21 protein-coding genes and 1 pseudogene are annotated in these 24,957 nt (G+C 64.1%); 15 read left to right on the forward strand and 7 right to left on the reverse strand.

Going from position 1 to position 24,957, the window contains the following annotated elements:
* Nucleotides 1–238: 238 nt before the first annotated feature.
* The 3 genes and pseudogenes from J2X98_RS09350 to J2X98_RS09360 all read left to right on the forward strand — a co-directional run.
* Nucleotides 239–6,685 (forward strand): DUF3320 domain-containing protein, encoded by a 6,447-nt coding sequence (locus tag J2X98_RS09350; protein ID WP_307307013.1) that lies wholly within the window; start codon nucleotides 239–241, stop codon nucleotides 6,683–6,685.
* A gap of 348 nt (nucleotides 6,686–7,033) precedes the next feature.
* Nucleotides 7,034–7,984, forward strand: a complete 951-nt coding sequence (locus J2X98_RS09355) for a hypothetical protein (RefSeq protein ID WP_307307017.1) — start codon at nucleotides 7,034–7,036, stop codon at nucleotides 7,982–7,984.
* A gap of 41 nt (nucleotides 7,985–8,025) precedes the next feature.
* Nucleotides 8,026–8,769: pseudogene (locus tag J2X98_RS09360) on the forward strand (zinc-binding dehydrogenase); the annotation flags it as partial.
* A gap of 27 nt (nucleotides 8,770–8,796) precedes the next feature.
* On the opposite strand, the gene J2X98_RS09365 reads toward J2X98_RS09360, so the two are convergent.
* The 3 genes from J2X98_RS09365 to J2X98_RS09375 form a co-directional block, all read right to left on the reverse strand.
* Complete coding sequence (locus J2X98_RS09365; protein ID WP_307307020.1) at nucleotides 8,797–9,192, reverse strand: type II toxin-antitoxin system VapC family toxin; 396 nt, start codon at nucleotides 9,190–9,192, stop codon at nucleotides 8,797–8,799.
* A complete protein-coding gene (locus J2X98_RS09370; protein ID WP_307307023.1) occupies nucleotides 9,189–9,455 on the reverse strand; it encodes a type II toxin-antitoxin system Phd/YefM family antitoxin in 267 nt (88 codons plus the stop codon). The genes J2X98_RS09365 and J2X98_RS09370 overlap by 4 nt, the downstream gene beginning before the upstream one ends.
* Nucleotides 9,456–9,546: 91 nt before the next feature.
* On the reverse strand, nucleotides 9,547–10,614 hold the full coding sequence (locus tag J2X98_RS09375; RefSeq protein ID WP_307307026.1) for a LacI family DNA-binding transcriptional regulator: 1,068 nt from the start codon (nucleotides 10,612–10,614) through the stop codon (nucleotides 9,547–9,549).
* A gap of 220 nt (nucleotides 10,615–10,834) precedes the next feature.
* Here J2X98_RS09375 and J2X98_RS09380 point away from each other — a divergent pair, with 220 nt between their 5' ends.
* The 9 genes from J2X98_RS09380 (at nucleotide 10,835) to J2X98_RS09420 (ending at nucleotide 18,991) form a co-directional block, all read left to right on the forward strand.
* On the forward strand, nucleotides 10,835–11,317 hold the full coding sequence (locus J2X98_RS09380; RefSeq protein WP_307307030.1) for a hypothetical protein: 483 nt from the start codon (nucleotides 10,835–10,837) through the stop codon (nucleotides 11,315–11,317).
* A 43-nt stretch (nucleotides 11,318–11,360) separates the two neighbouring features.
* Nucleotides 11,361–12,521 carry a substrate-binding domain-containing protein gene (locus J2X98_RS09385; protein WP_141943042.1) on the forward strand — a complete coding sequence of 387 codons (1,161 nt, stop codon included), beginning with the start codon at nucleotides 11,361–11,363 and terminating at the stop codon, nucleotides 12,519–12,521.
* A 56-nt stretch (nucleotides 12,522–12,577) separates the two neighbouring features.
* Nucleotides 12,578–14,086, forward strand: a complete 1,509-nt coding sequence (locus tag J2X98_RS09390; protein ID WP_307307034.1) for a sugar ABC transporter ATP-binding protein — start codon at nucleotides 12,578–12,580, stop codon at nucleotides 14,084–14,086.
* Nucleotides 14,087–14,088: 2 nt separating this feature from the next.
* A complete protein-coding gene (locus J2X98_RS09395) occupies nucleotides 14,089–15,075 on the forward strand; it encodes an ABC transporter permease (protein WP_307307037.1) in 987 nt (328 codons plus the stop codon).
* A gap of 5 nt (nucleotides 15,076–15,080) precedes the next feature.
* Nucleotides 15,081–16,235 (forward strand): Gfo/Idh/MocA family protein, encoded by a 1,155-nt coding sequence (locus J2X98_RS09400; RefSeq protein ID WP_307307040.1) that lies wholly within the window; start codon nucleotides 15,081–15,083, stop codon nucleotides 16,233–16,235.
* Entirely contained in the window at nucleotides 16,232–17,047 is an 816-nt protein-coding gene (locus J2X98_RS09405) for a sugar phosphate isomerase/epimerase family protein (RefSeq protein ID WP_307307043.1), read from the forward strand. The genes J2X98_RS09400 and J2X98_RS09405 overlap by 4 nt, the downstream gene beginning before the upstream one ends.
* 70 nt (nucleotides 17,048–17,117) lie before the next feature.
* On the forward strand, nucleotides 17,118–18,290 hold the full coding sequence (locus J2X98_RS09410) for a Gfo/Idh/MocA family protein (RefSeq protein ID WP_141943033.1): 1,173 nt from the start codon (nucleotides 17,118–17,120) through the stop codon (nucleotides 18,288–18,290).
* A 110-nt stretch (nucleotides 18,291–18,400) separates the two neighbouring features.
* Entirely contained in the window at nucleotides 18,401–18,676 is a 276-nt protein-coding gene (locus tag J2X98_RS09415; RefSeq protein WP_307307047.1) for a putative quinol monooxygenase, read from the forward strand.
* Nucleotides 18,677–18,820: 144 nt separating this feature from the next.
* A complete protein-coding gene (locus tag J2X98_RS09420; RefSeq protein WP_307307050.1) occupies nucleotides 18,821–18,991 on the forward strand; it encodes a hypothetical protein in 171 nt (56 codons plus the stop codon).
* On the opposite strand, the gene J2X98_RS09425 is transcribed toward J2X98_RS09420, so the two are convergent.
* A complete protein-coding gene (locus J2X98_RS09425) occupies nucleotides 18,960–19,535 on the reverse strand; it encodes an HNH endonuclease (RefSeq protein ID WP_307307052.1) in 576 nt (191 codons plus the stop codon). The two genes, J2X98_RS09420 and J2X98_RS09425, sit on opposite strands and share 32 nt — an antisense overlap.
* 185 nt (nucleotides 19,536–19,720) lie before the next feature.
* Here J2X98_RS09425 and J2X98_RS09430 point away from each other — a divergent pair, with 185 nt between their 5' ends.
* From J2X98_RS09430 to J2X98_RS09440, 3 genes are all read left to right on the forward strand, one after another.
* Nucleotides 19,721–20,458: a DsbA family protein gene (locus J2X98_RS09430; RefSeq protein ID WP_307307055.1), complete on the forward strand. Its 738-nt coding sequence runs from the start codon at nucleotides 19,721–19,723 to the stop codon at nucleotides 20,456–20,458.
* Nucleotides 20,459–20,478: 20 nt separating this feature from the next.
* Nucleotides 20,479–20,961, forward strand: coding sequence for an SRPBCC family protein (locus tag J2X98_RS09435; RefSeq protein ID WP_307307059.1), 483 nt, complete (start codon nucleotides 20,479–20,481; stop codon nucleotides 20,959–20,961).
* 94 nt (nucleotides 20,962–21,055) lie between these two features.
* Nucleotides 21,056–21,346: a hypothetical protein gene (locus tag J2X98_RS09440; protein WP_141943027.1), complete on the forward strand. Its 291-nt coding sequence runs from the start codon at nucleotides 21,056–21,058 to the stop codon at nucleotides 21,344–21,346.
* A gap of 70 nt (nucleotides 21,347–21,416) precedes the next feature.
* Here the strand turns inward: J2X98_RS09440 and J2X98_RS09445 are convergent, their stop codons facing one another.
* From J2X98_RS09445 to J2X98_RS09455, 3 genes are read right to left on the reverse strand one after another with little or no spacing between them, the layout of a single operon-like run.
* Nucleotides 21,417–22,181: an SDR family oxidoreductase gene (locus J2X98_RS09445; RefSeq protein ID WP_307307063.1), complete on the reverse strand. Its 765-nt coding sequence runs from the start codon at nucleotides 22,179–22,181 to the stop codon at nucleotides 21,417–21,419.
* Nucleotides 22,165–23,877: an FAD-dependent oxidoreductase gene (locus tag J2X98_RS09450; protein WP_307307066.1), complete on the reverse strand. Its 1,713-nt coding sequence runs from the start codon at nucleotides 23,875–23,877 to the stop codon at nucleotides 22,165–22,167. The genes J2X98_RS09445 and J2X98_RS09450 overlap by 17 nt, the downstream gene beginning before the upstream one ends.
* Complete coding sequence (locus J2X98_RS09455) at nucleotides 23,874–24,956, reverse strand: alcohol dehydrogenase catalytic domain-containing protein (protein WP_307307069.1); 1,083 nt, start codon at nucleotides 24,954–24,956, stop codon at nucleotides 23,874–23,876. Before J2X98_RS09455 ends, J2X98_RS09450 begins: the two co-directional genes overlap by 4 nt.
* Nucleotide 24,957: the final 1 nt, after the last annotated feature.

Below are 24,957 nucleotides of genomic sequence, written 5' to 3' on the forward strand. Positions count from 1 at the left end.
CTCTGAGAGCGAGCACATCGGCCTTGGCAGGCGGCTCCTTCTCCGTGTCCGTGGCCCGGGTGGGGCCGAATGAACTTCAGACGACTGGGTCAATTGGTCTGGGCCGTGGCTATTCGGTATGTGAACCGCTGTGCGGTGCCAGAACCAGCAGACACGGGATTGTCAGCGCCGGATGTCATCATTGGTCTTGATTTATTGAGTGACGACACCGAGGCTGGTGCCGCAGATGGGGAACGTGATGAGTCTGTCCAACCGGGAGTACGTAGGACGCGCCCTTGAGGCCTTGGCGGTTGGCCTTGAGCCTTTTATCGCAGCAGTGTTCGTCGAGGTAGCCCCCGGCGTGGCCTGGACCAAGATCATTCAGCACAAGGACGAGAACGCCGGCCGCGCTGCGCAATCCTACGCAGCCACGGATCTCAGCCTGCAGCTGCGCATCATGACGGAATCCATGGGCTCACTTGGCTACCCCTTCAGCCTTCCGCATGACGCACGCAGCCACACCTCCGAGCTGCGCCAGGCACGCAACCGCTGGGCCCACAATGAGAGCTTCGACGACGCCGATACGTTCCGTACCCTGGACACCGCAGGTCGGCTGGCCAAAGTGATCGGGCTCGACCCAACTCACAGCGAGCTGGTTGCGCTTCTCACCGAGTACCAGAACCGGTCCTCTCCAAAGGAACAACCGGAAGAAGACCAGCAGGCTCTGCCGGCCGCCGTCGCGCAGTCCGACCACCCGGAGGACAGCCTTCCGGGTGAGCCCTCGGTCGCTGGGCCGGCTGAATCTGCTGCCCACGTTGTGGTTGAGGTGACCACAGCAGATGCCCTGAGCTACGCGATGGCGCACAACGGCTTCCGCTTCGTCAGGCAGGTCAAGATCACCAACATGGGGGCGGAAATCCGTGGTGCGGTGGTCCAGGTGGAGGCCTCTGCGCAGTCAGGCCGGATCTCCGGTGACTTCCAGCAGTATGTGGATCTTGCCGCTGGCCAAACCATCACGCTCGATGACCTCAACGTCCCGGTTCAGGCCGCCACTATGTATGAACTGGCTGACCGCCAGATGGGAAAGGTGCTGGTGACCGTCCATTCGGCGGGCACGGACGCCGCAGTGGGGGAGCTGGGCCGCGCCGAGGCGGACCTGACGCTCCTGCCCGCCCAGTTGTGGATCGCCGGGCGGGGACTCGTCTCTTACGAGTTCCTGGCCGCGTACGTGCAGCCTCACCATCCCAGCATCGCCAAGCTCATGTCCGAGGCCGCCGACATCCTCATGCAAACAACGGGCAGCGGCAGCTTCGACGGGTACCTGGAAGACGGGGACCGGGTTGATCAGATCGTGTTCGCCATCGCCCAGGCCATGAGCGCCCGTGACATCCGCTACAGCATGCCACCCGCCAGCTGGGGACTGGAAGGCCAGCAGGTACGCACGCCGGCGCAGGTCCTTGACGACCGTTTGGGCACGTGCCTGGACACCACGCTGGTCCTGGCCGCCGCTTTGGAATTCTGCGGCATCAGGCCTCTGCTCTGGCTGGTGGACGGCCACGCCTTCCTCGGCTACTGGCGCGAGGAAGGCAGCCTCAGCACTGCGGCCTCCGACGACGTGCCCGAGCTGGTCAGCCTCGTACAGCGGGGCTTCATCGGCCTCGTGGAAACCACGCTCCTCACCGGCAGTCAGCCGATCTCGGCCGCCGCACTCCGCAGCAGCCCGCTGAACCGTTATGTGGAAAGCGGCAATGACGAGATCAACGCGGTGACTGACATCAGGCGCGCCCGCCTCGATGGCATCTACCCGCTGCCGGCCCGGACCACGTCCGACGCCGGAACCTACACCGTGGTCAACTACGTCCCGGAGACCAAGACTGCGCCGGCGCTGCCGAAGAAAGCAGCCTCAGGCGAGGGACCGGCCAGGACCACATCCGATGTTCCACCCCGGGTGGTCCAATGGAAGAACGCCCTGCTGGACCTGAGCCTGCGAAACAGGCTCATCAACTTCACTGACACGGCCCGGTTCCCACTCGCAGTGCCCACCGCGTGGATGGGCGCCTTCGAGGACCTCATCAGCAAGGGCACGTCCGTCAGCCTGCTTCCGTCCAACCAGATCAGTGCCATCCACCAGGAGCGAGGCGTCCGCTTCGGCAGGGACCTTCCCCAGGACGAACTCGCGGAGCTGCTCAGCTCCAAAAAGGCCGTGTTCGCCGAGGTCAACGAAGACGGCTACAACGCCAAGATGCGGGGGCTCGCCTACAAGGCAAAGACCCAGCTGGAGGAAACGGGAGCCAACAACCTCTACCTGGCCATTGGCAGCCTGATGTGGGAGCTGGACGGCCGGGCGCTTCGGTCCCCGCTGGTTCTGGTCCCGGTGAAGCTGACTTCTGCAGGGAAAAACGGTCTGTACCGCGTCACACTCGATGAGACCGGCCAGTCCACGCCGAACTATTGCCTCCTCGAGAAGCTGGCGCAGTCCCATGACCTGCGCATTCCGGGCCTCGCGGAGCCGGAGGAAGATGGATCCGGAATCGATTTGGACGCCGCGTTCGCAGCAGTTCGCGCCGCCGTTTCGGCCAAGGGCCTGGCCTTCCGGGTGGAGAACACCGTGGACCTGTCCATGTTGCAGTTCGCCAAATTCCGCCTGTGGAAGGACCTTGACGAGAACTGGAAGGAATTCACCGCCAACAGCCTGGTGAAACACCTGATCAGCACCCCCACGGAACTCTATTCAGACAGCGTTGCCGTCACGCCCGACGTCGACCTGGACGCCTTGGCTGCCCAGTGTCCAATACCAGCGGACTCGTCGCAGCTGGAGGCAGTCGCGTCTGCGGTCGCCGGCCAGACGTTCGTCCTGGAAGGCCCCCCGGGCACCGGCAAGTCACAGACCATCACCAACCTCCTGACCCGCGCCATTGTCGACGGCAAACGGGTCCTGTTCGTCGCCGAGAAGCGGGCAGCACTCGACGTCGTCCAGAAGCGGCTCGACGACGTAGGAATGGGACCGTTCTCCCTTGACCTGCACGACAAGGGCAGCAAGCCGGCGGTGGTGCGGGCGCAGATCAAACATGCCCTGGAGCTGAGCCTGTCTGCGAATAAGCAGCAGCTTGAGACTGCCTCCACCGATCTTGCCTCTGCCCGCCGTGGACTGGTCCGCTACGCCAAGAACGTCCATGAGGAGAATGGTGCGCAGCTGTCCCTCTACAGCGCGCGGACCAAGGCTCTGACCTATGAAGCTGACGACCCTACGGTTCCGCTTAGCCCGGAACTGACGGCGTCCTTGAATGACTCCACCCTGGACTCGATTCGGCAGGTGTTCCGGGAACTTCCGGAGTTCACCGACCCCGTCCGTCCCGGGCCCGAGCACCCATGGCGCTTCGTCTCTGTTGCGGCGGGCGACCAGCAGGAGCAGCAGCTGCTGGCTGTGGGACGCCGCCTTTATGAGGCGCTGAACGCCCTGCGGCCTACGCCTGGGCTTTCGTCGGTTCTGGACGCAGCGCAAACGCCGGCCGACGTCGGAACTCTCGCCACGCTGCTGCAGGACCGGAACGTTCCGCTGGGAACCCTGGATGTGGTCCGCTCCGGGGACTGGTCGGTTAACGCTGAACAGCTGGAGAAGCTGGTTACGGCCTTTGCGTCCGTTCAGCATCCGGGCCTTGAGCACGTAGCGCCGGGGGCTATGGATCTTCCTCTGCCGGAAATCCTCGGCCGTGCGCAGCAGGCGGCAGCATCCGGGTTTTGGGGACGCAAGAAGCGGCTGCTGGCAGTGGCCGCCGAACTGTCTCCCGTGCTTGTATCCGGCGCTGAGATCCGCCATAAGGAGCTTGTGCCGCTGCTGGAGAAACTGGTGGCCGTCCAGCAGGAGGTCTCCGGCCTGCGGGCAACGCGGGGCTCCTTGCCTGGGCTTCCTGCGGATCAGCAATGGAACCCGCTGACGCCGGATGCACAAGCCGACCTGAGACACCGAATTTCTTGGCTTCGCTGGGCCGCGCAGGCGGTGCAGCCGTCCCCGGAGCCTGATGCCGTGAGCTTCCAGACCGAGCTCCGCACGTTCCTGAAGGATGCCCCCGACGTCCACCAGAACGTTATCGGCTGGCTGCGGGAGCTGTCCCATGCCTGGGAAGAATTCCTCAATATCCAAGGTGTGGGTGGTGATGACCTGAGTGCGTGGACCGGTGGGCGAGGTTTCCTGGCAAGATGGTGGGAAACGTCCGTGCCGCGGCGACTGGATGCGGCGGGGTCGGTACCGCTGACGCGGTGGCTTGAGCTGATCCGTCGTGTCGAACCGCTGCGTACCGCGGGATTGATCGACGCCCGTATTGCCATCCTGGACGGCGAGCTGGAAGCGGATGATGCAGCAGCAGCCTTTGAACGCGGCTTGGCGGAAGGGTCGCTGACCGAACGCCGCATCGCTACAGGGTTGGCCGACTTTGATGCTGCGGTGCACGAGCGCACCATCGAGCGGTTCACCTCGCGCGCGGAAACCGTACGCGGGCTGCTCAAAACCAACCTTGCCGCCGGGGTCCTGCGCTCCCGGACGGTCTCGTCGTCGTCGACCTCCGGACGCATGGGCGAGCTGCAACGGCAACTGACCAGGCAACGAGGGGGCTTGTCGGTCCGGAAACTGATGGAACACTACGCAGACCTCATCACGGGGATCATGCCCTGCACGCTGGTCAGCCCGGATTCGGTGGCGCGGTTCTTCCCTGCCAAGGCCGGTCTGTTCGACATCGTGGTGTTTGATGAAGCCTCGCAGATTCGGGTTGCCGACGCGGTGGGTGCCATGGGCCGCGGTGCATCAGTGGTGGTAGTGGGTGACAGCAAGCAGATGCCGCCCACGTCGTTCGCGGAGATTTCCTCCGACGCCGGCAGCGACAGTGACGCCGAGATCTCCGTGGTGGAGGATATGGAGTCGATCCTTTCCGAATGCGTGGAAGCGCGGGTGCCGCGGCAGTGGCTGTCCTGGCACTACCGGAGCCAGGACGAATCGCTGATTGCTTTCAGTAACCAGCAGTACTACGACAGCAAGCTTTCCTCGTTCCCTGGTCCGTCCCACGGTGCTGCGAATGCGGGTGTCCGCGGACATGGCGTGAACTTTGTCCGGGTTGATGGCCAGTTCCACCGTTCGGGACCGTCAAAGGTCCTCCGTACCAATCCTGTTGAGGCTGCTGCTGTGGTGGCAGAGATCCGTCGCAGGTTTGATGCTGATCCCGCGGGAACTCCCTCCGTGGGTGTGGTGACATTCAACCTGCAGCAACGTGCACTTATTGAAGGTCTGCTGCGTGACACGGAGGATCCGCGTATCGTCGCTGCCCTTGATGAGGACGCAGAAGGGCTGTTCGTCAAGAACCTTGAGAACGTGCAGGGTGATGAGCGGGACGTCATCCTGTTCTCCACGGGGTTCAGTAAGAATGACAAGGGCAACCTGCCGCTGAACTTTGGTCCCTTGAACCGGTCCGGTGGGGAACGGCGCCTCAACGTTGCCGTCACCCGTGCACGCCGGCAGGTTATTGTTTTCTCCAGCTTCAATCCGGTCGATCTGCGCTCCGAGGAAACCAGCTCCGTTGGCATCAAGCACCTGCGGTCCTATCTTGATCTGGCCGAGCAGGGCACCGCGGCGCTGCCTTATGACGGGCGTCGTGCGGCCAGCATTGACCTGCACCGGGAAGAGATTGCCGACGCGTTGCGGGACCGCGGCTTTGTCATTGCAACAGACGTGGGGCTGTCCGACTTCAAGGTGGACCTGAGTGTTGCGTCGGCGGAAGACCCGTCCCGCCAGCTGATGGCCATCTTGCTGGACGGTCCGGCCTGGGCTGCCCGCCGGACGGCGGGGGACAGGGACGGGCTGCCCCGGGATGTCCTGACGCGGATGATGCGGTGGCCCTCAGTGGAGCGGGTGTGGTTGCCGGCGTGGCTGGCGGACAGCGAAGCTGTCCTCGACCGGCTAGAACTGTCTCTGCGGGAAGCTGCCGATCACGTTTCGGGCGAGCTGACCTCTGAGCCTGAGACGCGGGCGATCGCCGGCCAGGCAACCCTTGAAGAATCTCATCCCGCCGAATCGGAGGAAGGCTTCACGGACGTCTCGGGGACATTGCCACTTTTCGAGGAGATCCGGAGACCCGTTGCCTCGCTGTCGTCCGAACGTGTTGGCTCCGCAGTTAAGACTTACGAGCCGTGGACCGTCCAAAAATTCGGAACCACGGATGTTCTGGACAGCCTGCACTCACGACGTTCTGTAGCTGCCGTCCGGGGTGCCATTGGTGTTGTTGTCGCGGCTGAGGGGCCAGTACATCAGGACCGTTTGGCAAAACTGGTATGTGCTGCATTCGGCCTCAACAAAGTCAACGGTTCCCGTGCAAACTCAGTGCTTCGTCTGGTCGATCCGGCGGCTCACGTTATCGACGACGATGGGTTTGTTTGGGACGCCACGGTGGATAGGCGCACTTGGAGCATCTTCCGGCCTAACGACGCGGACATCGTTCGCAAACCGGAGCACATCAGCGTTGTGGAGCTGCGGAATGCCATGGTGGATATCGTCAGTGCGACCGGCGGCATTGCTGTAGATGAGCTGCATCGGGAAACGATTCAGACGTTCGGCGGGAAGCGCAGGACTGCGGGCATCACGGCTCGCCTGAATGAGGGGCTGCAGCACGGAGTGGAAACGGGACGCCTCCAGCTTCGCGGCGACTTGGTGCATCTGCCCTAGGGGCGGTCCCCGCGTTGGGTGCTGGTAGGGCTGCGGTCGACCCTGTGTTGTGTGCCGCGGCAGACGCCTTGGTGGTCCCGGCCGCGGCAAGACCATCCGCAATCTTCGAGAGCTGCAGGCGAGCTATCTTTTCGTGAAAGCGTGCGCCGGCGCGTGGCTCTTGCTTGAAAAGGACTTCTCGCCGCACTGGTGCAGACGCTGCCTGACAAATTGGAAATAGGTTTACGATGAGCCTTTGGTGCAATCTACCAAGCGGTAAGCGCATCGGGAAAGTTATACTCCTTCAGTACCGCAAATGCGGAGAAAATTATTAAGACGGGGCTCTAGTAAAATATGGAAAGATTTGCTGTGATTTCGATAATCATCAGCGTTATGTTGGTCTGGATGTTCTTCCAGGTAGCCTGGGTAGGTTCGCGGACTCTTGATAGAAAAATGCTGAAGGATGTTGAGGCACCAGCCGATAACGTTCGCAAAGAGCAGCGAAGTGTCTTTTTCACATTCGTAATTCTTGGTACCGGCACCATGGCATTTTCCTACGTGGTGGGAATCGCATCGTCATGGTCTGCAGAAGAGCTTCAAAAAATTGGTTCGACCGAGAACGTTGAACGTCCCTATGGCATCTCGGGAAGCGTTCTATTTTCTGGCAGCTTGTTCCTCTTTGCTCTGTTCACCATGATCTTGTTCGGCGCTCATTTCCGTAGCAAAGCACCGATGCCTGCAGAGATCTTGGCTGATATCAAGGCCTTCGATCCCATGACAGGAGGGGCTTCTTCGTCTGCCAGGCTCGACCAGTTAAAAAAGGGGATGTCTGCAAGCCGGGCGCAATTTCGAAGGCGGTGGCAGTCCAACAGTCTCGACCGAAACTTCTACAGCCTGTTTCTGCACCATTCGATGCAGACGCCTCCCAGGCGCGCTGTTCTCTACCGCTACGCTACTGCCTGGCAGTGGAAGAAAAAGACGTGGATTCCATTTACAGCTGGCAGTTTCGCACTTGCCCTAGGGCTTCTAATCGAGATGGTTCTATTTCTTTTTCAAAGCGGTGCAACGCTTATCGCAGTTCTTGTTTTCGTAGTTTTGGCGCTGCTTCTCGCGGGATCGATTGTATGGCTCCAAGTCGCCTGTGCTACTGCTGAGCTTCGTTTCTTGGCCGCGGACATACGCCTTGAGCTAGGTCGCTTCAAGTCGGCAACCGCGCGCCTTGCCGCATTTGACACTTCTGCGGGGGCTAATGCGGAACCGTCTCCGGTGCGCGCGCAGCGCCTTCTTCTCGTTGTCGGACCATTACAAATCTGGAGATAAGTTCCCGACGGTATACCAGGCAATCATGGTTGGGGACCTGCGACATGTGCCAGGCCGGCAGCTACCACCTGTGCCGGCAGATGGGCTTCATCGGGCTGTCCGGCGGCGGGGGAGGGCTGAGCGAGAAGATCGTGGTGGACCAGCGGTGGGTGCACCCCATCGGGGACATTCCGCTGGATGAGACGGCGCTGATTGAGCCGCTGTCCGTGGCGCACCACGCGGTGGCCCGCAGCGGCGTGAAAGCGGGCGACACGGCGCTCGTAGGTGGGTCCGGGCCCATCGGCCTGCTCACCGCCGCGGTCCTGAAAGGCATGGGGGTGACCACGATCATCAGCGAGCTCACCCAGGCGCGCAAGGAAAAGGCCACCTCCAGCGGCGTTGCCGACCACGTGCTGGATCCCAGCAAGGAGGACGTCCCCGCGCGGGTGCGCGAGCTCACCGGCGGCACCGGGGCGGACGTCGCCTTCGAATGCGCCGGCGTGAACGCCGTGCTGGACACCATGCTCGACGCCGTCCGGCCCGGCGCCGTGGTGGTCAACGTGTCCATCTGCGGCGCGCCCGCCACCGTGGACATGCAGAAGATTGTGCTCAAGGAGATCGACCTGCGCGGCACCATCGCCTACGTCCGCGACCACCCCGCCGTGATCAAGATGGTCCAGGACGGCAAGGTGGACCTCAAACCGTTCACCACCGGCCGGATCGCCCTGCAGGACCTGGTGGAGCAGGGCTTCGACACCCTCATCAACCACAAGAACACGGCGGTGAAAGTGCTGGTGCACCCGTAGGTTCCGGTGGGCGGACGTTAGGGATGACTAGCCGCCGCCCGGGGCAACCGTATGCAGTCCTGCTTGAGTCGCTGCCCTAACGAGCTTCTTGTCGAAGGCGACCAAAGTCTGCGCCTCAAGTCTGATCGCAGCGGCGAGGTGGATCGCATCGGCGCTGCACAATCTACCCGGGAGTGCGGCGGCGTAGAGGAGGTCTGAACGTGTCAGGTCCACGAGGTTGATTCCCGCCAGTACGGCGTTGACCAGGTCTGCGGGGAGCCCGCGGCGGTTGGCTGCACAATGCAGTTCCGTATGCAGGAGCATGGAGGCCACCAGCCGGTCACCCCGTTGCCCGGCGGCAGAGAGAAACTCGGCCGTCGACGGCGATTCACGTTCCTCGACCACCAGTTTCAGGGCAGCCGAGGTATCGACATAAACGATCACCGGTCGCCGCGGAGATCGGCAAGGATTTCCGCCGTACCGGCATTGGAGGGCACCCGCGGCAGAAGTTGGAAATCAACAGGATTCGGCGTTGCTTGCCGCACGCTCCCGGACATCAGCAGCCGCTCAAACGGGGACGCCGCAGGCGGGATAAGCGTCGCTGCCACCTCACCGTTATTGGTCACGTCGATGATCTCGCCGTTCTTTACCCGCTCAAGGATTTTGCTGCTTTGGTTCCGCAGCTCGCGGTGGGGGATCGTAGTCATGGGGCACCTCCGTAGCAATCGTAGCACCGGCCCCGATTCAGGGTCTTATTTACCTCGGGTGCTGGAAAGCCCGGTGCTTTCCGGCCGGCTTCTATTTGCGCGGGGACACCTGGCGGGCGCTGTCGCGGACAACAAGGGTGGGCGCGATGGGGGTGCGGTCCACGTCCCGGCCCTCCATGGCACCAAGGAGCACCTCCATGCTCATGAGCGCCAAGGCCGTGAAGTCCTGGCGCACAGTGGTCAGGGGAGGCAGGAAGTAGTCTGAGCCTTCAATGTCGTCGAAACCAACCACGCTCACATCCTCCGGCACCCGGATCCCGTTTTCAGCGAAGGCGCGTATCAGGCCGAGGGCCGTGTGGTCGCTGGCGGCGAAGATAGCCTGGGGTACCTTTTGTTCCCGCACGAGCTGGAGGGCCGTCTCGTAGGCCCACCGGGGGCTCCAATCACCTTCGAGGCACAGCCCCGGTGTCAGCCCCGCGTCGCGCAGCGCGGCCTCCCACCCGCGTTTGCGTACCCGGCCGTCGAACCACTCCATGGAGCCGGCGAAGTGGGCGATGTCGGTGTGGCCCAGGTCTATCAGGTGCTGGGTGGCCAGCCGTGCGCCCAGTTCCTGGTTTTCCGAATAGGTGAAGACGTTTGGCGTCGATGATGCTCCCGCCGCAATCATCTCCACGGGGATGCGGCAGGAGGCATTCCATACGGCTGCTGCCATGTCCACCACGGGGGCAATGACGATGATTCCCCCCACGCCGGTATCATCCAGGGTGTCGAGGGCGGCCTGGACCGAATCCCCGTAGGGCTGTTCGACGCTAATGACGGTGGTGGCGTACCCCTTCTTGCGTGCAATGTTTTCGAGTGCCATGAGTGTCCCCACCGGGCCGAACCGCGGGGAGCCGTCGGAAAGTATGCCGATGGAAGTGGACCGGCTGGTGACCAGCGCTGTGGCTGCCCGGTTCCTGCGGTACCCGATGTCCTTGATCACCTGCAGAACCCGTTGCCGCGTTGCCGCGCTCACGTCCGGTGCGTCATTGAGTACCCGCGAGACCGTGCCGAAGGAGACGCCGGCCATGCTGGCCACATCGTTGATGGTGGGCTTCCGGCGCCGTGGTGCATCGGGCAGCCCCTCGTTCGCCTCGTGGGGAACAGCTCTGCCTGCCACACTCTCTCCTGTCTTGCACATCGCGAACGGAACCCCCTTGATCCCGTTTGGTTCCGTGCGTCTTGATCTTACGTCTGCCGGGATTTCCCCGTCCCCGAAACAGCTCCCAATGTGATGCTTGACACGTAACTCCGTAAACGTTTACGATGATGTCCGTAAACGTTTACGGCAATCTCGTAATCGTTTACGGAGAAGATATTTCAATGAGGAAAGGCGCGGGATGACCGACCGTATCGTGTACGAACTCGCGCTCGAGCCGAACTCCGGGCTTCGCGAGATCGACCAGAACCAGTGGGCAAATCTCGAAGCACTCCTGAGGGACACGGCGCCCGGCGATCTGGCACTCGCTGTCCGCACCTTTGTCCCTGCCGGCTCCTCGGCGGTCATCGGAATCTTTGATGAAAATCGTCTCTGGGCAAGCCTGGCGGTCTCCGTCGACAACTCGGGCAAACCCGCATCAGTGTCCACCCTTCGAGGCCCGGCCGCGGAAGCGGGCGGCGACATGGCGAAGGCGGCCAACGAGGCAGTGAAGTGGGTTCAGGCCCACCACGGTCCGTGTTCCTTGGGCTTCTTCGTCGACAAAGTACATGCAGAGGCGCTGCTGAGAGCGTCAGACAAAGCCACTGCCATCCGCACAGCCTCGGCCTCCGGCGGGCTCGTCCTGTCCCCGGTCCCGCCGGCCCTGGCCATTGCCCTTGCCTGAATCCCAGGCATCCACCCCCACCCACCCTAAGCACTGGAGAACAATGATGATCCGCAGGCTTCCCCTTGTGGCCCTTGCCGCAGTCCTGTCCCTTTCCGTCGCGTCCTGCAGCAGTTCGACCACGGGCACGTCCAATGCTCCCGACGCCGGTGTGTCCGGCAAGGCGCAGCAGGCCCTTGACCAGATCAAGGGACAGGTCCTGAGCAAGGGCCCCAACGGCGAGACGCCCTCCCCGGCGTCCACAGCAGACCTGACTCCCGACGAGATTGCAAAGGTCAAGGCGCTCAACGCCAAAGCTGCCATCGTGATGCACTACGGCGGCAACGACTGGGCCACCGCCCAGATCAACGGACTAAAGAGCGAGTTTGAAAAGCTCGGGGTCAAGGTCATTGCCACCACTGACGCGAACTTCAAGCCGGACAAGCAGGTCTCGGACATCGAGACGGTCATGTCGCAGAGCCCGAACATCATGGTCTCCATCCCCACGGATCCCGTTGCTACGGCCGCCGCCTACAAGAAGGTCGCGGATGCCGGAACCAAGCTGGTCTTCATGGACAACATCCCCCAGGGCCTGACGGCCGGCAAAGACTATGTCTCTGTTGTTTCCGCCGACAACTACGGCAACGGCGTGGTCTCCGCCCACCAAATGGCCAAAGCCCTCGGCGGCAAGGGGAAAATCGGCGTCGTCTTCCACCAGGCCGATTTCTTCGTGACCAAGCAGCGCTACCAGGGCTTCAAGGACACGATTACGAAGGAATACCCGGATATCAAGATCGTCGAAGAAAAGGGAATTGCCGGGCCGGACTTCGCCGGTGATGCCCAGGCTGCCGCGAACGCAATGCTCAGCAAGTACGCCGACCTGTCCGGAATCTGGGCGGTCTGGGATGTTCCTGCAGAAGGTGTCATGGCCGCAGCCAGGGCCGCGGGCCGGCCGGACCTGAAGATCGCCACGGAGGACCTCGGCAAGAACGTCGCGATTGCCCTGGCCAAGGACGAACTCGTCGTCGGCCTGGGAGCGCAGGTTCCGTTCGACCAGGGTGTCACGGAAGCCCGGTTGGCCGCAGGGGCGCTCATCGGCAAGAAAGCACCCGCTTATGTGGCGCTGAGTGCCCTTCCGGTTGACCACTCCAACGTCCTGGATGCCTGGAAGCAGGTCTACCACGAGGACGCCCCGAAGGACATCCAGGACTCCTACAAGAAGTAGCCAAAAGCCGGCGGTGCGGGGGTTTCCCGCCCCCGCACCGCGCCGAAAGGGCAACGATGAATACCGCAGACAATGTCGTCGAGATGCGCTCGATTTCCAAGAGCTTCAACGGCGTTCCCGTATTGAAGGATGTCAGTTTCGACGTCCGCAAGGGTGAGGTCCATGCGCTCGCAGGAGGAAACGGCGCAGGGAAGTCCACGCTCATGAAGATCCTCCAAGGCGTCTACCAGGCGGACGCCGGCGAGATCCTTATCGGAGGAAAGCCCACCGCCATCAACTCGATCCAGGACGCGAAGGCCGCCGGGATCGGCATGGTCTTCCAAGAGTTCAGCCTGGTACCGAGCCTGACCGTTGCGCAGAACATTTTCCTCGCTGCCGAACCGCTGGGCACCGGCGGGCTCATCGACGACCGTGCCTCGGTGCGCCGGGCCAGGGAAGTCTTCAGCGAGATGGAGGTCGACGTCGACCCGCGCGCCGGAGTCGCGCGGCTCGGCACTGCGTACTGGCAGCTGACCGAGATCGCCAAGGCACTGGCGCAGAATGCCCAGGTGCTCATCATGGATGAGCCCACAGCCAGCCTTGCCCGGCATGAATCCGAAGCGCTCTTCGAACTCATTGACCGCCTCAAACAGCGTGGCATCTCCATCATCTACATTTCCCACCGCATGGATGAGGTGTACCGGCTCGCGGACCGGATCACCATCCTCCGCGACGGCCGCCACCTCCTCACCGCGCCACTGACGGATGTCACTCCCGAACAGATCGTGGAAGGCATTGTTGGCAAGAAGATCGAGGGCCAGCTTTCATACCGTGCGCGTGATCATGTGGCCCACGAGGGGGCGCCGCTGCTGGAAGTCCGTGGACTTAACTCGGGACAGCGGGTGCGGGACGTTTCGTTCGTGCTCCGGCCTGGTGAAATCCTCGGCCTGGCAGGGCTGATGGGCAGCGGACGAACTGAGCTCGCCCGTGCTCTCTTTGGCATTGACAAGGTGGACAGCGGTGAAGTGCTCCTACGGGGCCAGAAGGTCAACCTCGGCTCGCCGCAGCAGGCCATCAACGCGGGAGTGGCCCTCATCCCGGAGGACCGCAGGGCCCAAGGCCTGGTCTTGGAGCACTCCGTCCAGGACAACCTGCTGCTTCCCCTCCTCGGTCAGATTCAGCGGGGACCCCTCCTGGACGGCGCGAAGGGGAAGGAATTGTCCGCGTCACTGATCAAAAGGTTCGCAGTGAAGGTGGCGCACCCCCACCGGCCGGTGCGGCTTCTCTCGGGCGGAAACCAGCAGAAGGTGGTCATCGCCAAGTGGCTTGGCACCGATCCGGACATCCTGATCCTTGACGAGCCAACGGCCGGCGTCGACATCGGCACCAAGAGCGAAATTCTCGACATGATCCGCGAGCTGGCAAGTGCCGGCAAGGGCGTCATCGTCATCTCCTCCGAGTACCCCGAACTCCTCGCGGTCAGCGACCGCGTCCTCGTCCTCAAGGGCGGCTCCATCATCCGTGACATCCCCCGCAGCGAGATCGCTGACGAGGAATATCTCCAACTTGCAGTACAGGGAGTCTGAAAGTGAGCAACGCAAAAACCCTCGCGCCCCGGGACACCGCGGCCCCCCGAAATTTCGGCACCATCCTCAAGGAACTCGACTGGCGGCGCTACGTCATCTACATCGGCTTCGTCGTGGTGTTCCTCTTCTTCGCGGTTCTGCTCCGCGACCAGGGCTTCCTGTCGCCGAACAACCTGCTGAACATCTTCCGGCAGACAGCCACGATCACCGTCATCGCCGTCGGCATGACCTACGTGATCGCGTGCGCAGAAATCGACCTGAGCGTCGGATCCGTAGCTGGCCTCTCCAGTGTGTGCACTGCGATGGCTCTCTCCCAGTGGGGCCTGGTCCCCGGCATCCTCGCCGGCCTCGCCGTCGGACTCGTCGTCGGATCGATCAACGGTGCCCTGGTCAGCCTCCTTGGCATCCCATCCTTCCTGGTGACACTCGGCATGCTGGGAATAGCAGTGGGCGTTGCCCAGTGGATCACGGCGTCCGCGCCCCAGCCCATCCTGAACGACACGTTCAACACGTTGTTCGGATCCGGCAACTTCGGTCCTGTTCCGGGCCTGGTGGTCTGGAGCGCCATCTTCGTGGCCATCGGCGCCGTCGTGCTGAACCGCACCAGGTTTGGCCGCCAGGTCCTGGCCACAGGTGGCAACCGCAACGCCGCCGAGTTCACCGGCATCAATACCAAGCGCATTAAGTTCCAGGTGCTCCTCATCTCGGGCATGGTGGCAAGCGTCGCCGGCATGCTCTACGCCGGCCGGCTGCAGTCCGGACGGTTCCAGTGGGGATCAGGGGACGAACTCTCCGCCATCGCCGCCGTCATCCTGGGTGGAACCAGCCTCTTCGGCGGGTTCGGCTCCATCATCGGCACCCTCTTCGGCGCCCTGTTGATCGGCCTGATCAACAACGGGCTGATCCTCGCAGGGCTCGACAGCAGCCAGCAGCAGGTGGTCCGCGGCGCGATCATCATCCTGGCCGTCGCCCTCGCCCGAAAGAAGTAGCGACTGTGACCCTCCAACTTCGCGCAGGAATTATCGGAACAGGATTCATGGGTTCTGTGCACGCCCACGCGGTGCGCGCGGCAGGCGCTGAAGTCATCGCAGTCGCCGGCAGCAGCAAGGCGTCCGCCGAAGCCGCGGCCCCCGCGCTCGGCGCCCGCACCGCCGTCGAATCCCCTGAAGCACTGATCGCACGGGCCGACGTGGATGTCATCCACATCTGCACCCCGAATGCCACCCACGCCGACCTCGCCCGCAAAGCCATTGCGGCAGGAAAAGCGGTCATCTGCGAAAAGCCTCTGGCGACGAGCGTTGAGGACGCCCTGGAATTGACGGACCTCGCCGAGCGGGCAGGTGTGGTCACGGGCGTGCCCTTTGTCTACCGGTTCTATCCGGCCGTCCGCGAAGCCCGCGACCGTATCCTCCGCGGCGATGCCGGCCGGCTGTGGCTCCTGCACGGTTCCTACCTGCAGGATTGGCTCGCAGGCGCGGAAGCCACGAACTGGCGGGTCGATTCAACGATCGGAGGAGCCTCCAGGGCGTTCGGTGACATCGGCGTCCACTGGTGCGACCTGATGGAGTTCACCACCGGACACAGAATCACCAGGCTTGTGGCGAAGACCAGCAGGGCCTACGACGAACGCGAAACCGGCGGCCGGGTGTCCTCCGTTGCCACCGAGGACGGGGCCACGCTCCTGTTCGAGACGGACAAGGGTGCCACCGGATCCCTGGTGGTCAGCCAGGTCAGCCCGGGCCGCAAAAACCGCCTGTGGTTCTCTTTTGACGGAACCGAAGCGTCATTCAGCTTCAACCAGGAACGGCCGGACACCCTGCACGTCGGCGGAACCGGGTCCAGCTCCGACATCGCCGTTGGCCCGCAAACTCTGACAACCCCGGGCGGTCGGCGGTACGCCAAACTCCCACCGGGCCACCCCCAGGGATACCAGGACAGCTTCAACTCATTCGTCGCCGACGTATACGCAGCTATCCAGGGGCAGACACCTGAAGGCCTGCCCACGTTCCGGGACGGCCTGCGAGCAGCCCTCATTACCGAGGCGGTCGTCACCTCCGCTGCACAACGGTCATGGGTTGATGTTCCCGGCACTGAGGCCCCACTCGAATTACTCAAGTCTTCCTCCACAGTTGAAAGGCAGAAGCAATGAAACTCGGTTACTGTTCCATCACCTGGGGCGGCGTCGTCGGCCACCCTCAAGGCGTGACCAGTGTGAAGGACCTCTTCTACCTGACCCACGGATCCATGCGGGACGCAGTCCAGGACATCGCATCAGTGGGTTACCAGGGTGTTGAAATGTTTGACGGCAACCTCGTGGAATACGCGGACAAGCCCGAAGAACTCAAGGAAATCCTGGGTACCGCCGGAGTCGAACTAACAAGCGTCTATACCGGGGCGAACTTCATCTATGCCGACATACTTCCGGACGAAATGCACCGCATTCACCGCGCCGCCGAACTGGCCGCAAGCTTCGGAGCGGAACGGCTCGTGGTGGGTGGCGGGGCACGCCGCGCCGCCGGAACCACTGACCAGGACTACCAACGCCTCGGTGAGGCCCTGGACAGCGTCACGGACATCGCGGAGAGCTTCGGCCTGTCGGCAAGCTACCACCCGCACCTGAGCACCATCGTTGAAAGCCCGGAGGAACTGGACAGGCTCATGCCGCTCACCCGGATCGGCTTCTGCCCGGACACCGCCCACCTTGCGGCCGGCGGAGCAGACCCGGCCGCAGTCATCAGAAAGTACGCCGACAGGATCCAGCACGTCCACCTCAAGGACTTCCAGAAGGACCCCTTCAATTTCCTGCCACTGGGACAGGGCGAGCTCGACTTCCCGGACATCATCGCCGCAATCAAGGAAAGCGGATATGACAGCTGGCTCATGGTGGAACTCGACAACTACGACGGTGACCCCCGGGAAGCCGCAGCCCTCAGCAAGAAGTACCTGGAAAAGCTCCTCTAACCAATTATTCAACCGCCGGGACTGACCCCACACGGCAACTGCCCCGGCTTCCGGAAGGAACAAGATTCACATGCAGAACCTCAACGTCGGCCTCATCGGAGGCGGCTTCATGGGCAAGGCCCACTCGCTGGCCTATGCCGCCATGCCCATGTTCTTCTGGCCTGCCCCGGCCCTGCCGGTCCGCAAAGTCATCGCTGAAGCCAACCCGGATCTCGCCGCCGAAGCGGCCCGCCGCTTCGGGTTCGAAAACTCCACCGCGGACTGGCGCAGCATCATCGACGATCCGGATATCCACGTCGTAGACATCGCCACGCCCAACCATCTCCACGCCGAGATTGCCATCGCCGCCGCCGAAGCAGGCAAGCACATCATCTGCGAAAAGCCGCTGGCGCGCACCGGCGAAGAATCCAAGGCCATGTACGACGCGGTTAAAGACAAGAACCTCGTCCACATGGTCGCCTTCAACTACCGGCGCACCCCCGCAGTTGCCTTGGCAAAGAAATACATCGAGGAAGGGGCAATCGGACAAATCCTCAACTTCCGTGGCACCTACCTGCAGGACTGGAGCGCCGACCCCAACTCGCCGCTGTCCTGGCGTTTCCAGAAATCCATTGCAGGTTCCGGCGCCCTCGGCGACATCGCAACGCACGTCATTGACATGGCCAGGTACTTGGTCGGCGAGTTCAGCGCCGTCAATGCCCTCATGTCCACCTGGATCCCGGAGCGGCCCCTCCAAACCGGAGGTGCTGACGCGCTCGGCACGGTACGGGGCGGGGAAGGCCCCCGGGGCCAGGTCGACGTGGACGACGAAGTCATGACCATGATCCGCTTTGCCAACGGTGCGGTGGGTTCCGTGGAAGCAACACGCAACGCCCACGGAAGGAACAACTTCATCACCTTCGAAATCCACGGAACCGAAGGAAGCATCGTGTTCAACTACGAGCGGCGCGACGAACTGCAGGTCTGCTTCGCTTCGGACCCCGGCGACCGCCGGGGATTCCGAACCGTTTACACCGGGCCCGCACACCCCTACGGAGAAGCACTCTGGCCTATCCCTGCCCTCGGCATCGGATACGGCGAAACAAAGATCATCGAGGCCTACGACTTCTTCAAGGCCATCGCAGAAGGCGGCAGCGTAAGCCCGAATTTTGCCGACGGCTACCAGGTGGCTCTCATCGACGACGCAATCGTCGAGTCCGCTGCAAAGGAATCCTGGGTCGAGGTTCCGCAAATCAACGCATGACCCAACGGGAGGGGCGGCGACCAGTCCGCCCCTCCCGCAGGTACCGAGAACCCGAGGATGAAGAATTGCCACATACAACAGCCGGCCAAGAAGGAACTCAAGTCTGGTTAATGCCCGTGTTCACCGCAAAAGCAGGACACGAGGCAACGCTTCATGAAGCACTCCTTGGACTGCAGTCTTTGAGCCGAAAAGACACCGGATGCCTGGAATACACCGTCTTCTCTGACGATCAAAGGCCAGGTACGTTCGTCCTCATTGAGGGATGGGTGCGCCACACAGACCTCGAGGCCCACAACGAAGAAGTCCACGTAAAGGAATTCGTGAACGGGGTGCAGCCCCTGCTGGCCGTACCCTTCTCCGTAACTCCCCTTACTCCTCTCGTCTGATACCTGCGGGGAGGAAGGCCGACGGCGGGAGGCAAGTGCCGCCGTCGGCCTTCCCCTTCCTTCGCGCTGGAGCGCCGTTGTAGGGCCAGGGCGTGATCGTCCCCGATATCTCCCAGGACGCCGCGGCGGTGGCGGATCACTACGGTGACGCGCGGGGCCCGCGTCACCGGCGTCACGCTGTCCGCCGAGCAGGCGCGCTACGCCGCCGAACATCCCGTGCCGGGCGTGGACGTCCAGGTCCGCGACTGGCTCGACAACCCCGCTGCCGGCCAGCCCGCCGGCCTTAGCGGAGCGGCTGCCGTTCGCCCACGCTGACTGAGGACGACGGCGGCAGGTACTCACGCCGTCGTCGTTCCATCCGTTGCTGCTGGCCCGGTGACGGGATCCTGGCACGCTTGGCGCGGTTGCACCTGGCACAGGCCGCGACGAAGTTCTGCAGGCTGGTGGAGCCGCCCTTGGACCACGGGTAGAAGTGGTCGCCATGCTCGGCCGGGCGGCCACAGCGGCGCCCGAAACCGGCTTCCAACTCGCACGTGCCTCCAGCGCGGGCCATCCCTTCGCGGCGCTGCTGGCGGGTGAAGCGGCGCACCGGGTCGCGGCGTCGCACATCCTGCCTGGTGATCACGGCTGCGGCGATGCCCAGCACTGCTGCAACCACAAGGGGGAGCGCAGCTGCGGAGACGGCGCGGTCGAACATGCCGCGCAACACCTCACCCGCGACGGATGGCCCCGCTCCGGAAACCGGTGGTGCCTTTGCCGTGAGAGCCGTCATCACCGCGACAGCCAGCCAAATCATCACCACTGAGTACGCCAAACGCAGGCCCTGCCTGGTCCAGTAGATGCGGCCGAGTTCCGGCATTGCTTCCCCCATATTTGTTCGCGCGGCGTTCGTGGTCCCGGACGCCCAGGAAATCGTATAGTTCTGACGCACGCCGGTGTCCCAGGCTTGGCCCAGTTTTTGCTGAGCTTTCGCGTTCGGCCGCGTGAAAGAGGTCTGAGTGCGTCGAATAGACGCAGGTCACTATCAGGTGCAAGGGTGGTCGGATGGATGCCGACATCAACTTCTACTTTGACCCGGTCTGCCCCTTCGCCTGGATGACCAGCAAATGGGTGCGGCAGGTGCAGGCCCAGCGCGACTACACCGTGGATTGGCGGTTCATCTCATTGCGTCTGATCAACTCCAATGTTGACTACGATGCGCACTTCCCGCCGGAGTACGAGGCCGGGCACACCGCCGGGCTCCGGCTCCTGCGGGTGGCGGCCCGGGCACGTGCGGAGCACGGCCGCGAGTCGATCGCCCGGCTGTACCAGGCGTTCGGCTCGCACATCTTTGACACCGCACCGGACCCGGCCGAACAGCGCACCGAGGGCGAAATCCGTGAGCGGCGGGGGACACGTGAGTTCGTGGAACCGATCCTCGCCCAAGCAGACTTGCCCCTGGCACTGGCGGACGCTCTCGACGACGACTCCTGGGACAGCGAGATCCGCCAGGAGACGGATGAAGCGCTGGAGCTGACGGGCAAGGACGTGGGCACGCCCATCATCCACTTTGAACCGCCCGCCGGGGTGGCCTTCTTCGGTCCGGTCATCAGCCGGCAGCCGGACGACGAGTCGGCCGCCGAGCTGTGGGACCACGTGGTGGGGCTGGCACGCTTCCCCGGTTTTGCCGAACTCAAGCGAAGCCTGCGCGAGCAGCCGCAGCTTGCTGCCTTCGGCGTCGATGCCGGTACTGTCGGTCAGCAGGAGGACTGGCACGGCGGCAGCCGGCGGCAGAAGAAATGACGTTCGTAGAGGATGGATCGATGAAGACAAACACCCGCCAACACCAGGAATCCGTCACCGTCCAGGCCTCAGCCGAAACGCTCTACGACCTGGTCTCCGACATCACCCGTACCGGTGAGTGGAGCCCGGTCTGTACGTCGTGCTGGTGGGACGACCAGGCAAGCGCGGGTCAGGCCGGCGCCTGGTTCACCGGCCGCAACGAGATCCCGGGGCGGACGTGGGAGACCCGGTCGCAGGTGGTGGCTGCCGAGCGCGGCCGCGAGTTCGCCTGGGTGGTGGGTGGCCGCTTTGTCCGTTGGGGCTTCACCCTGACCCCGGCAGACGCCGGGACGACGCTGACCGAGTCTTGGGAATTCCTGCCGGAGGGGATAGCCATGTTCAAGGACAAGTACCGTGCTGACGCTGACGTCCAAATCGCCGAGCGCACCCAGCAGGCTTTGGACGGCATCCCGAAGACGCTCGCCGCGATCAAACGGATCGCCGAGTCCTCAAATAAGGCCTGACTTTCGACCCTTGTGGGCCACAGCGTGCTAGGCCCTGACTAGTGGGAGGAGCCGGACTTCTTCCGCTCCGTCCACACCGTCAGGGAGGAAGACCATGTTCGCCAGGATCAGCACCTACAAGACCGGCCCCGATACCCGCAGGGATAACCCCACTGACGACGTCGTCAACAGCGTTCTCCAGCTTCCGGGATGCAAAGGCGTCTACTACCTGAACGGAACGGAGACGGACAACGCCCTCTCCATCACACTCTGGGATACGGAGGACGCGATGCTGGCAAGCCGGCAGGCGGCCACCAGGATCCGGGAGGAGAGCAGCCAGGCCGACAGGACCCAGATCGTCGCTGTGGAGGAATTCGAAGTGATGGCCAGCAAGCTCCAAGACTGAGCGGTCCTCGTTTTCCTCCTGGAAAGGCCACGGCTGGGAAGCAGCCGTGGCCTTTGTTGTCCGCCGAAGGCTACGCCGTGTTCCGCCCGCCGCTGAGGTCCAGCACCTGCCCGGTGGTGTAACTCGCCTCCGGAGACAGCAGCCAGGCGGCAAGCGACGCGAACTCCGCCGGTTCACCCGCCCTGCCCATCGGCACCCTGGCGAGAAGCTCGGTGTTGCGCTCCGGCGAAAGGTCCTCCAGGAGGCGAGTCCGGAACATCGACGGCGCCACCGAATTCACCGTCACCCCGTCCGGTGCGGCCTCCTTGGCAGCCGTCTTCACCAGCGCCACCACGGCCGCCTTGGACGCCGAATACGCAGCCATGTTGGCGTTGCCCTCACGCGCGGCGATGGAAGCCAGCACGGCGATGCGGCCGTACCCCGCGGCCCGCATGACGGGCAGCAGCGCGGCAAGGCCGTGGAAGCACCCGTCCAGGTTGATGGCGAACGTCCGCGACCAACCCGCAAACGGCATGTCCTGCACCGCGGTTTCAGGGCCCTGCACTCCGTGGGCGAAGAGCGCCCCGTCGATGCGGCCGTACTGCGTCAGCACCCCGGCCAGTACTGCATCCCACTCCTGGCGTTGCGTGACGTCCAGGCGCAGGGACGCTCCGGGCGCCTCGCCGCTGCCCGTGCCAAGTGCGTCGGTGTTGACCACCGTTGCCCCCTCGGCCCGGAGGCGGTCGCTTGCTGCGGACCCCAGGCCTCCGGCCGCCCCGGTCACCAGGACCACCTGGCCCTGGAAGCGGCAGGGCCAAACGGGCGAGGGCTGGGCCGTTTCATTTCCGAGGGTCATCGGAGCTCCTGCTTCTGGCGGGGCCGGACGCGGCAGCCGCCGCCAGCGGTGCAAGGGCTTGCGCCAGGTGCTCGCCGACGGCGAAGGCCCGGGTGATCGCCGAGCCGAGGGTCGCGCCCCCGCCCGGGTAGTTGTTGCGGAAGACGCTGGCGGAGACGTTGCCGGCGGCGTAGAGCCGGGGGACCGGCTGGCGGTGGCGGTCCAGAACCCGCCCGTCGAGGTCGGTGTCCAGGCCGCCGGAGGTGCCCAGGGTCCCGGCCGACACCGGCACCGCAAAGAACGGTCCCGTGGCGAGTGGTGACAGGCAGGGGTTGGGGGCCACTCCGGCGTCGCCCAGGAAGCGGTCCTGCGGGGTGGAGCCGCGGTGGAACTCGGTATCAACGCCCGCCGCTGCGTCCGTATTGAACCTGGCGACAGTCTGTTCCAGCCCGGCCGGATCGATGCCGGTCTTTCCCGCCAGTTCCCGGAGCGTGTCAGCCTGCACCATCCAGTCCGCAGGTTTCCCGGGGGTGGAGCCGGCCACCGGGTACTTCGCCATGTAGGTGGAGTCGAAGACGAGCCAGGCCGGGTTGTTCTGCTGGCCCAGGGTCTGCGGGTCGATGGACGCGAACAACCGGGAGGCGTCATGGTAGTTCAGGGCCTCGTTGACGAAACGCTTCCCTGCGGCGTTGACCGTGATGGACCCGGGCAGCGTCATTTCCACGTTGCCCATCCGTCCGGACTGGACGCCGTCGTACCGGTGCGCCGGGGTGCTGATGACCGGCACGCCCCAGACCGCGGTCATGTCCGCCACGGCGGCACCAGCCTTGAGGCCCAGTTCCAGCCCGTCGCCCTCGTTGGAGGGTGCGCTGATGGGGGTGACGGGGAAAGGCAGGAATGCCTTCCGCAGGCGTGGGTTCCATTCGAAGCCGCCGGAGGCAAGGACGACGGCGGCCGCTTCCATCGTCCTGCTGCCTCCGGCCGCGCCGATGGTCACCTTCCAGCCGTTGCGGGACCCGCCGTCGGGCCCGTTGCCGAGCGGGAGCAGGTCCTGGACCGGCGCCGAAGCGGCGATGTGCACGCCGCGGTCCAGTGCGCTCGCGAGCAGCCTGCCCACCAACGCCCCGCCCATGGTCCGCACGCCGGCGGCGGCCCGGCGCGCCAGGAGCGCGGGGTCGGCCGCCCGGCCGTTCAGTTCATCGCGTTCGGTCATGGTCAGCAGCGGGAAGTACGAGGATGGCCGGATCAGCTCCGCCAGGCCGGGATAGCCCGCGGGATCGAACGCATCATTGTCCAGGCCCCTGCCACCATCAGTGGCCCCCGCCCACTCCATGTGGTAATCCGGCCGGGCGATGGGGGTCATGGACACCCTGGTGTTGTTGACCAGATATTCGACGGCGCGCGGGGCCGTGCTGACATACCATTCGATTTCCTGATCCGTCAGCACGTGCCGGCCCGCCTCGGTGAGGTAGGCGACGGCGCCGGAATGGCTGTCAGCGAACCCCGCCTTCCGGGCCAGATGGTTGTTCGGTGCCCACATCACGCCGCCGCCGGCTGCCGTGGTGCCGCCCAGTTGCGGGGCCTTTTCGACCACCAGGACGCTGAGGCCGGCGTCCGCGGCGCGTACCGCTGCGACCAGGCCCGCGGCACCGCTGCCCGCCACCACCACGTCGTAGGAGTCGGCCAGATTCTCCACTGGAGTGGTCACGGAGTTCATGCCGTGACCGCTTCCCGGGCAGGGGCGGCCGCTCCGGCAGCCTCCGCAGCGGGCATGTCGATGACGATCTTGCCCACCTTTTCGGTTCGGTTGCCCATCAGCGCATAGGCCTGCGGCAGCTCCCTGAAGCCAAAGCGGTGCGTCATGAGCGCCCGTGCCTGGCCGGGGTGCCGGGCCAGCAGTGCCAAACCGTCGGGAATCAGGTTCAGGCTGTTGCGGCTGCCCAGAATGTCGAGTTCCTTGAAGGGGATGTCTTTCATGGAAAGCGTGACAGCGCGCGGCGAGATGCCCACCTGGACAATACGACCGGCGCTGGCCACGAGCCGGATGGCGTTTTCGAGCGAGGACGGCACGCCCGTGGCCTCGATGACCAGGATGGGGCCGCTGCCGTCCGTCAGGGCATCCAGCCGCGCGCTTTGCCCGGCGTCGGGAAAGGGTTTGGAGGGATCCACCAGGAGGGTCTCGGCGGCACCGAAGGCAGTGGCGAGCTCCAAACGGTCCGGTTCCGTGTCGGCGGCAATGACCTGCACTCCCAGGTCGGACAGGTACAGGGTGGCAAGCAGTCCGATGGGTCCGCTGCCCAGCACAAGCGCAGTTTCCCCGGCCGTTGCCCGGCCGCGGTTCACGGCCTGCATGGCGATCGACGCCGGTTCCCCCATCGCGGCGATCTCCAGCGGCAGCCCGTCGGGAACAGGGCACAGCTTTTCCACGGGGACGCTGAGCAGTTCCACCAGGGCGCCGTCGGAATAGCAGCCGATGCAGCCGATGCTGCGGCAGACGTTGGGCCGGCCCAGCCTGCACGGCTGGCATTGTCCGCAGTACGTCACGGGGCTGACGGCCACCCGGTCGCCGACGCTGATGTTGGCGCTGTTGTCCCCGATGGCCTCAACGACGCCGGAGAATTCGTGGCCCTGCACGATGGGCAGCTCGGTGGGGTAGTCGTCCTCCCAGATGTGCAGGTCCGTCCCGCAGAGGGCGACATGGTGGACCCGGACCAGGGCATGGCCTGCTTCCAGGGAGGGCTCAGCCACTTCCTCGTAGCGGATGGTTTCCTTGGCGATGGTGCGTGCGGTCAGCATC

The sequence above is a fragment of the Pseudarthrobacter enclensis genome (genome assembly GCF_030811655.1).
Taxonomy (GTDB): Bacteria; Actinomycetota; Actinomycetes; order Actinomycetales; family Micrococcaceae; genus Arthrobacter; species Arthrobacter enclensis_A.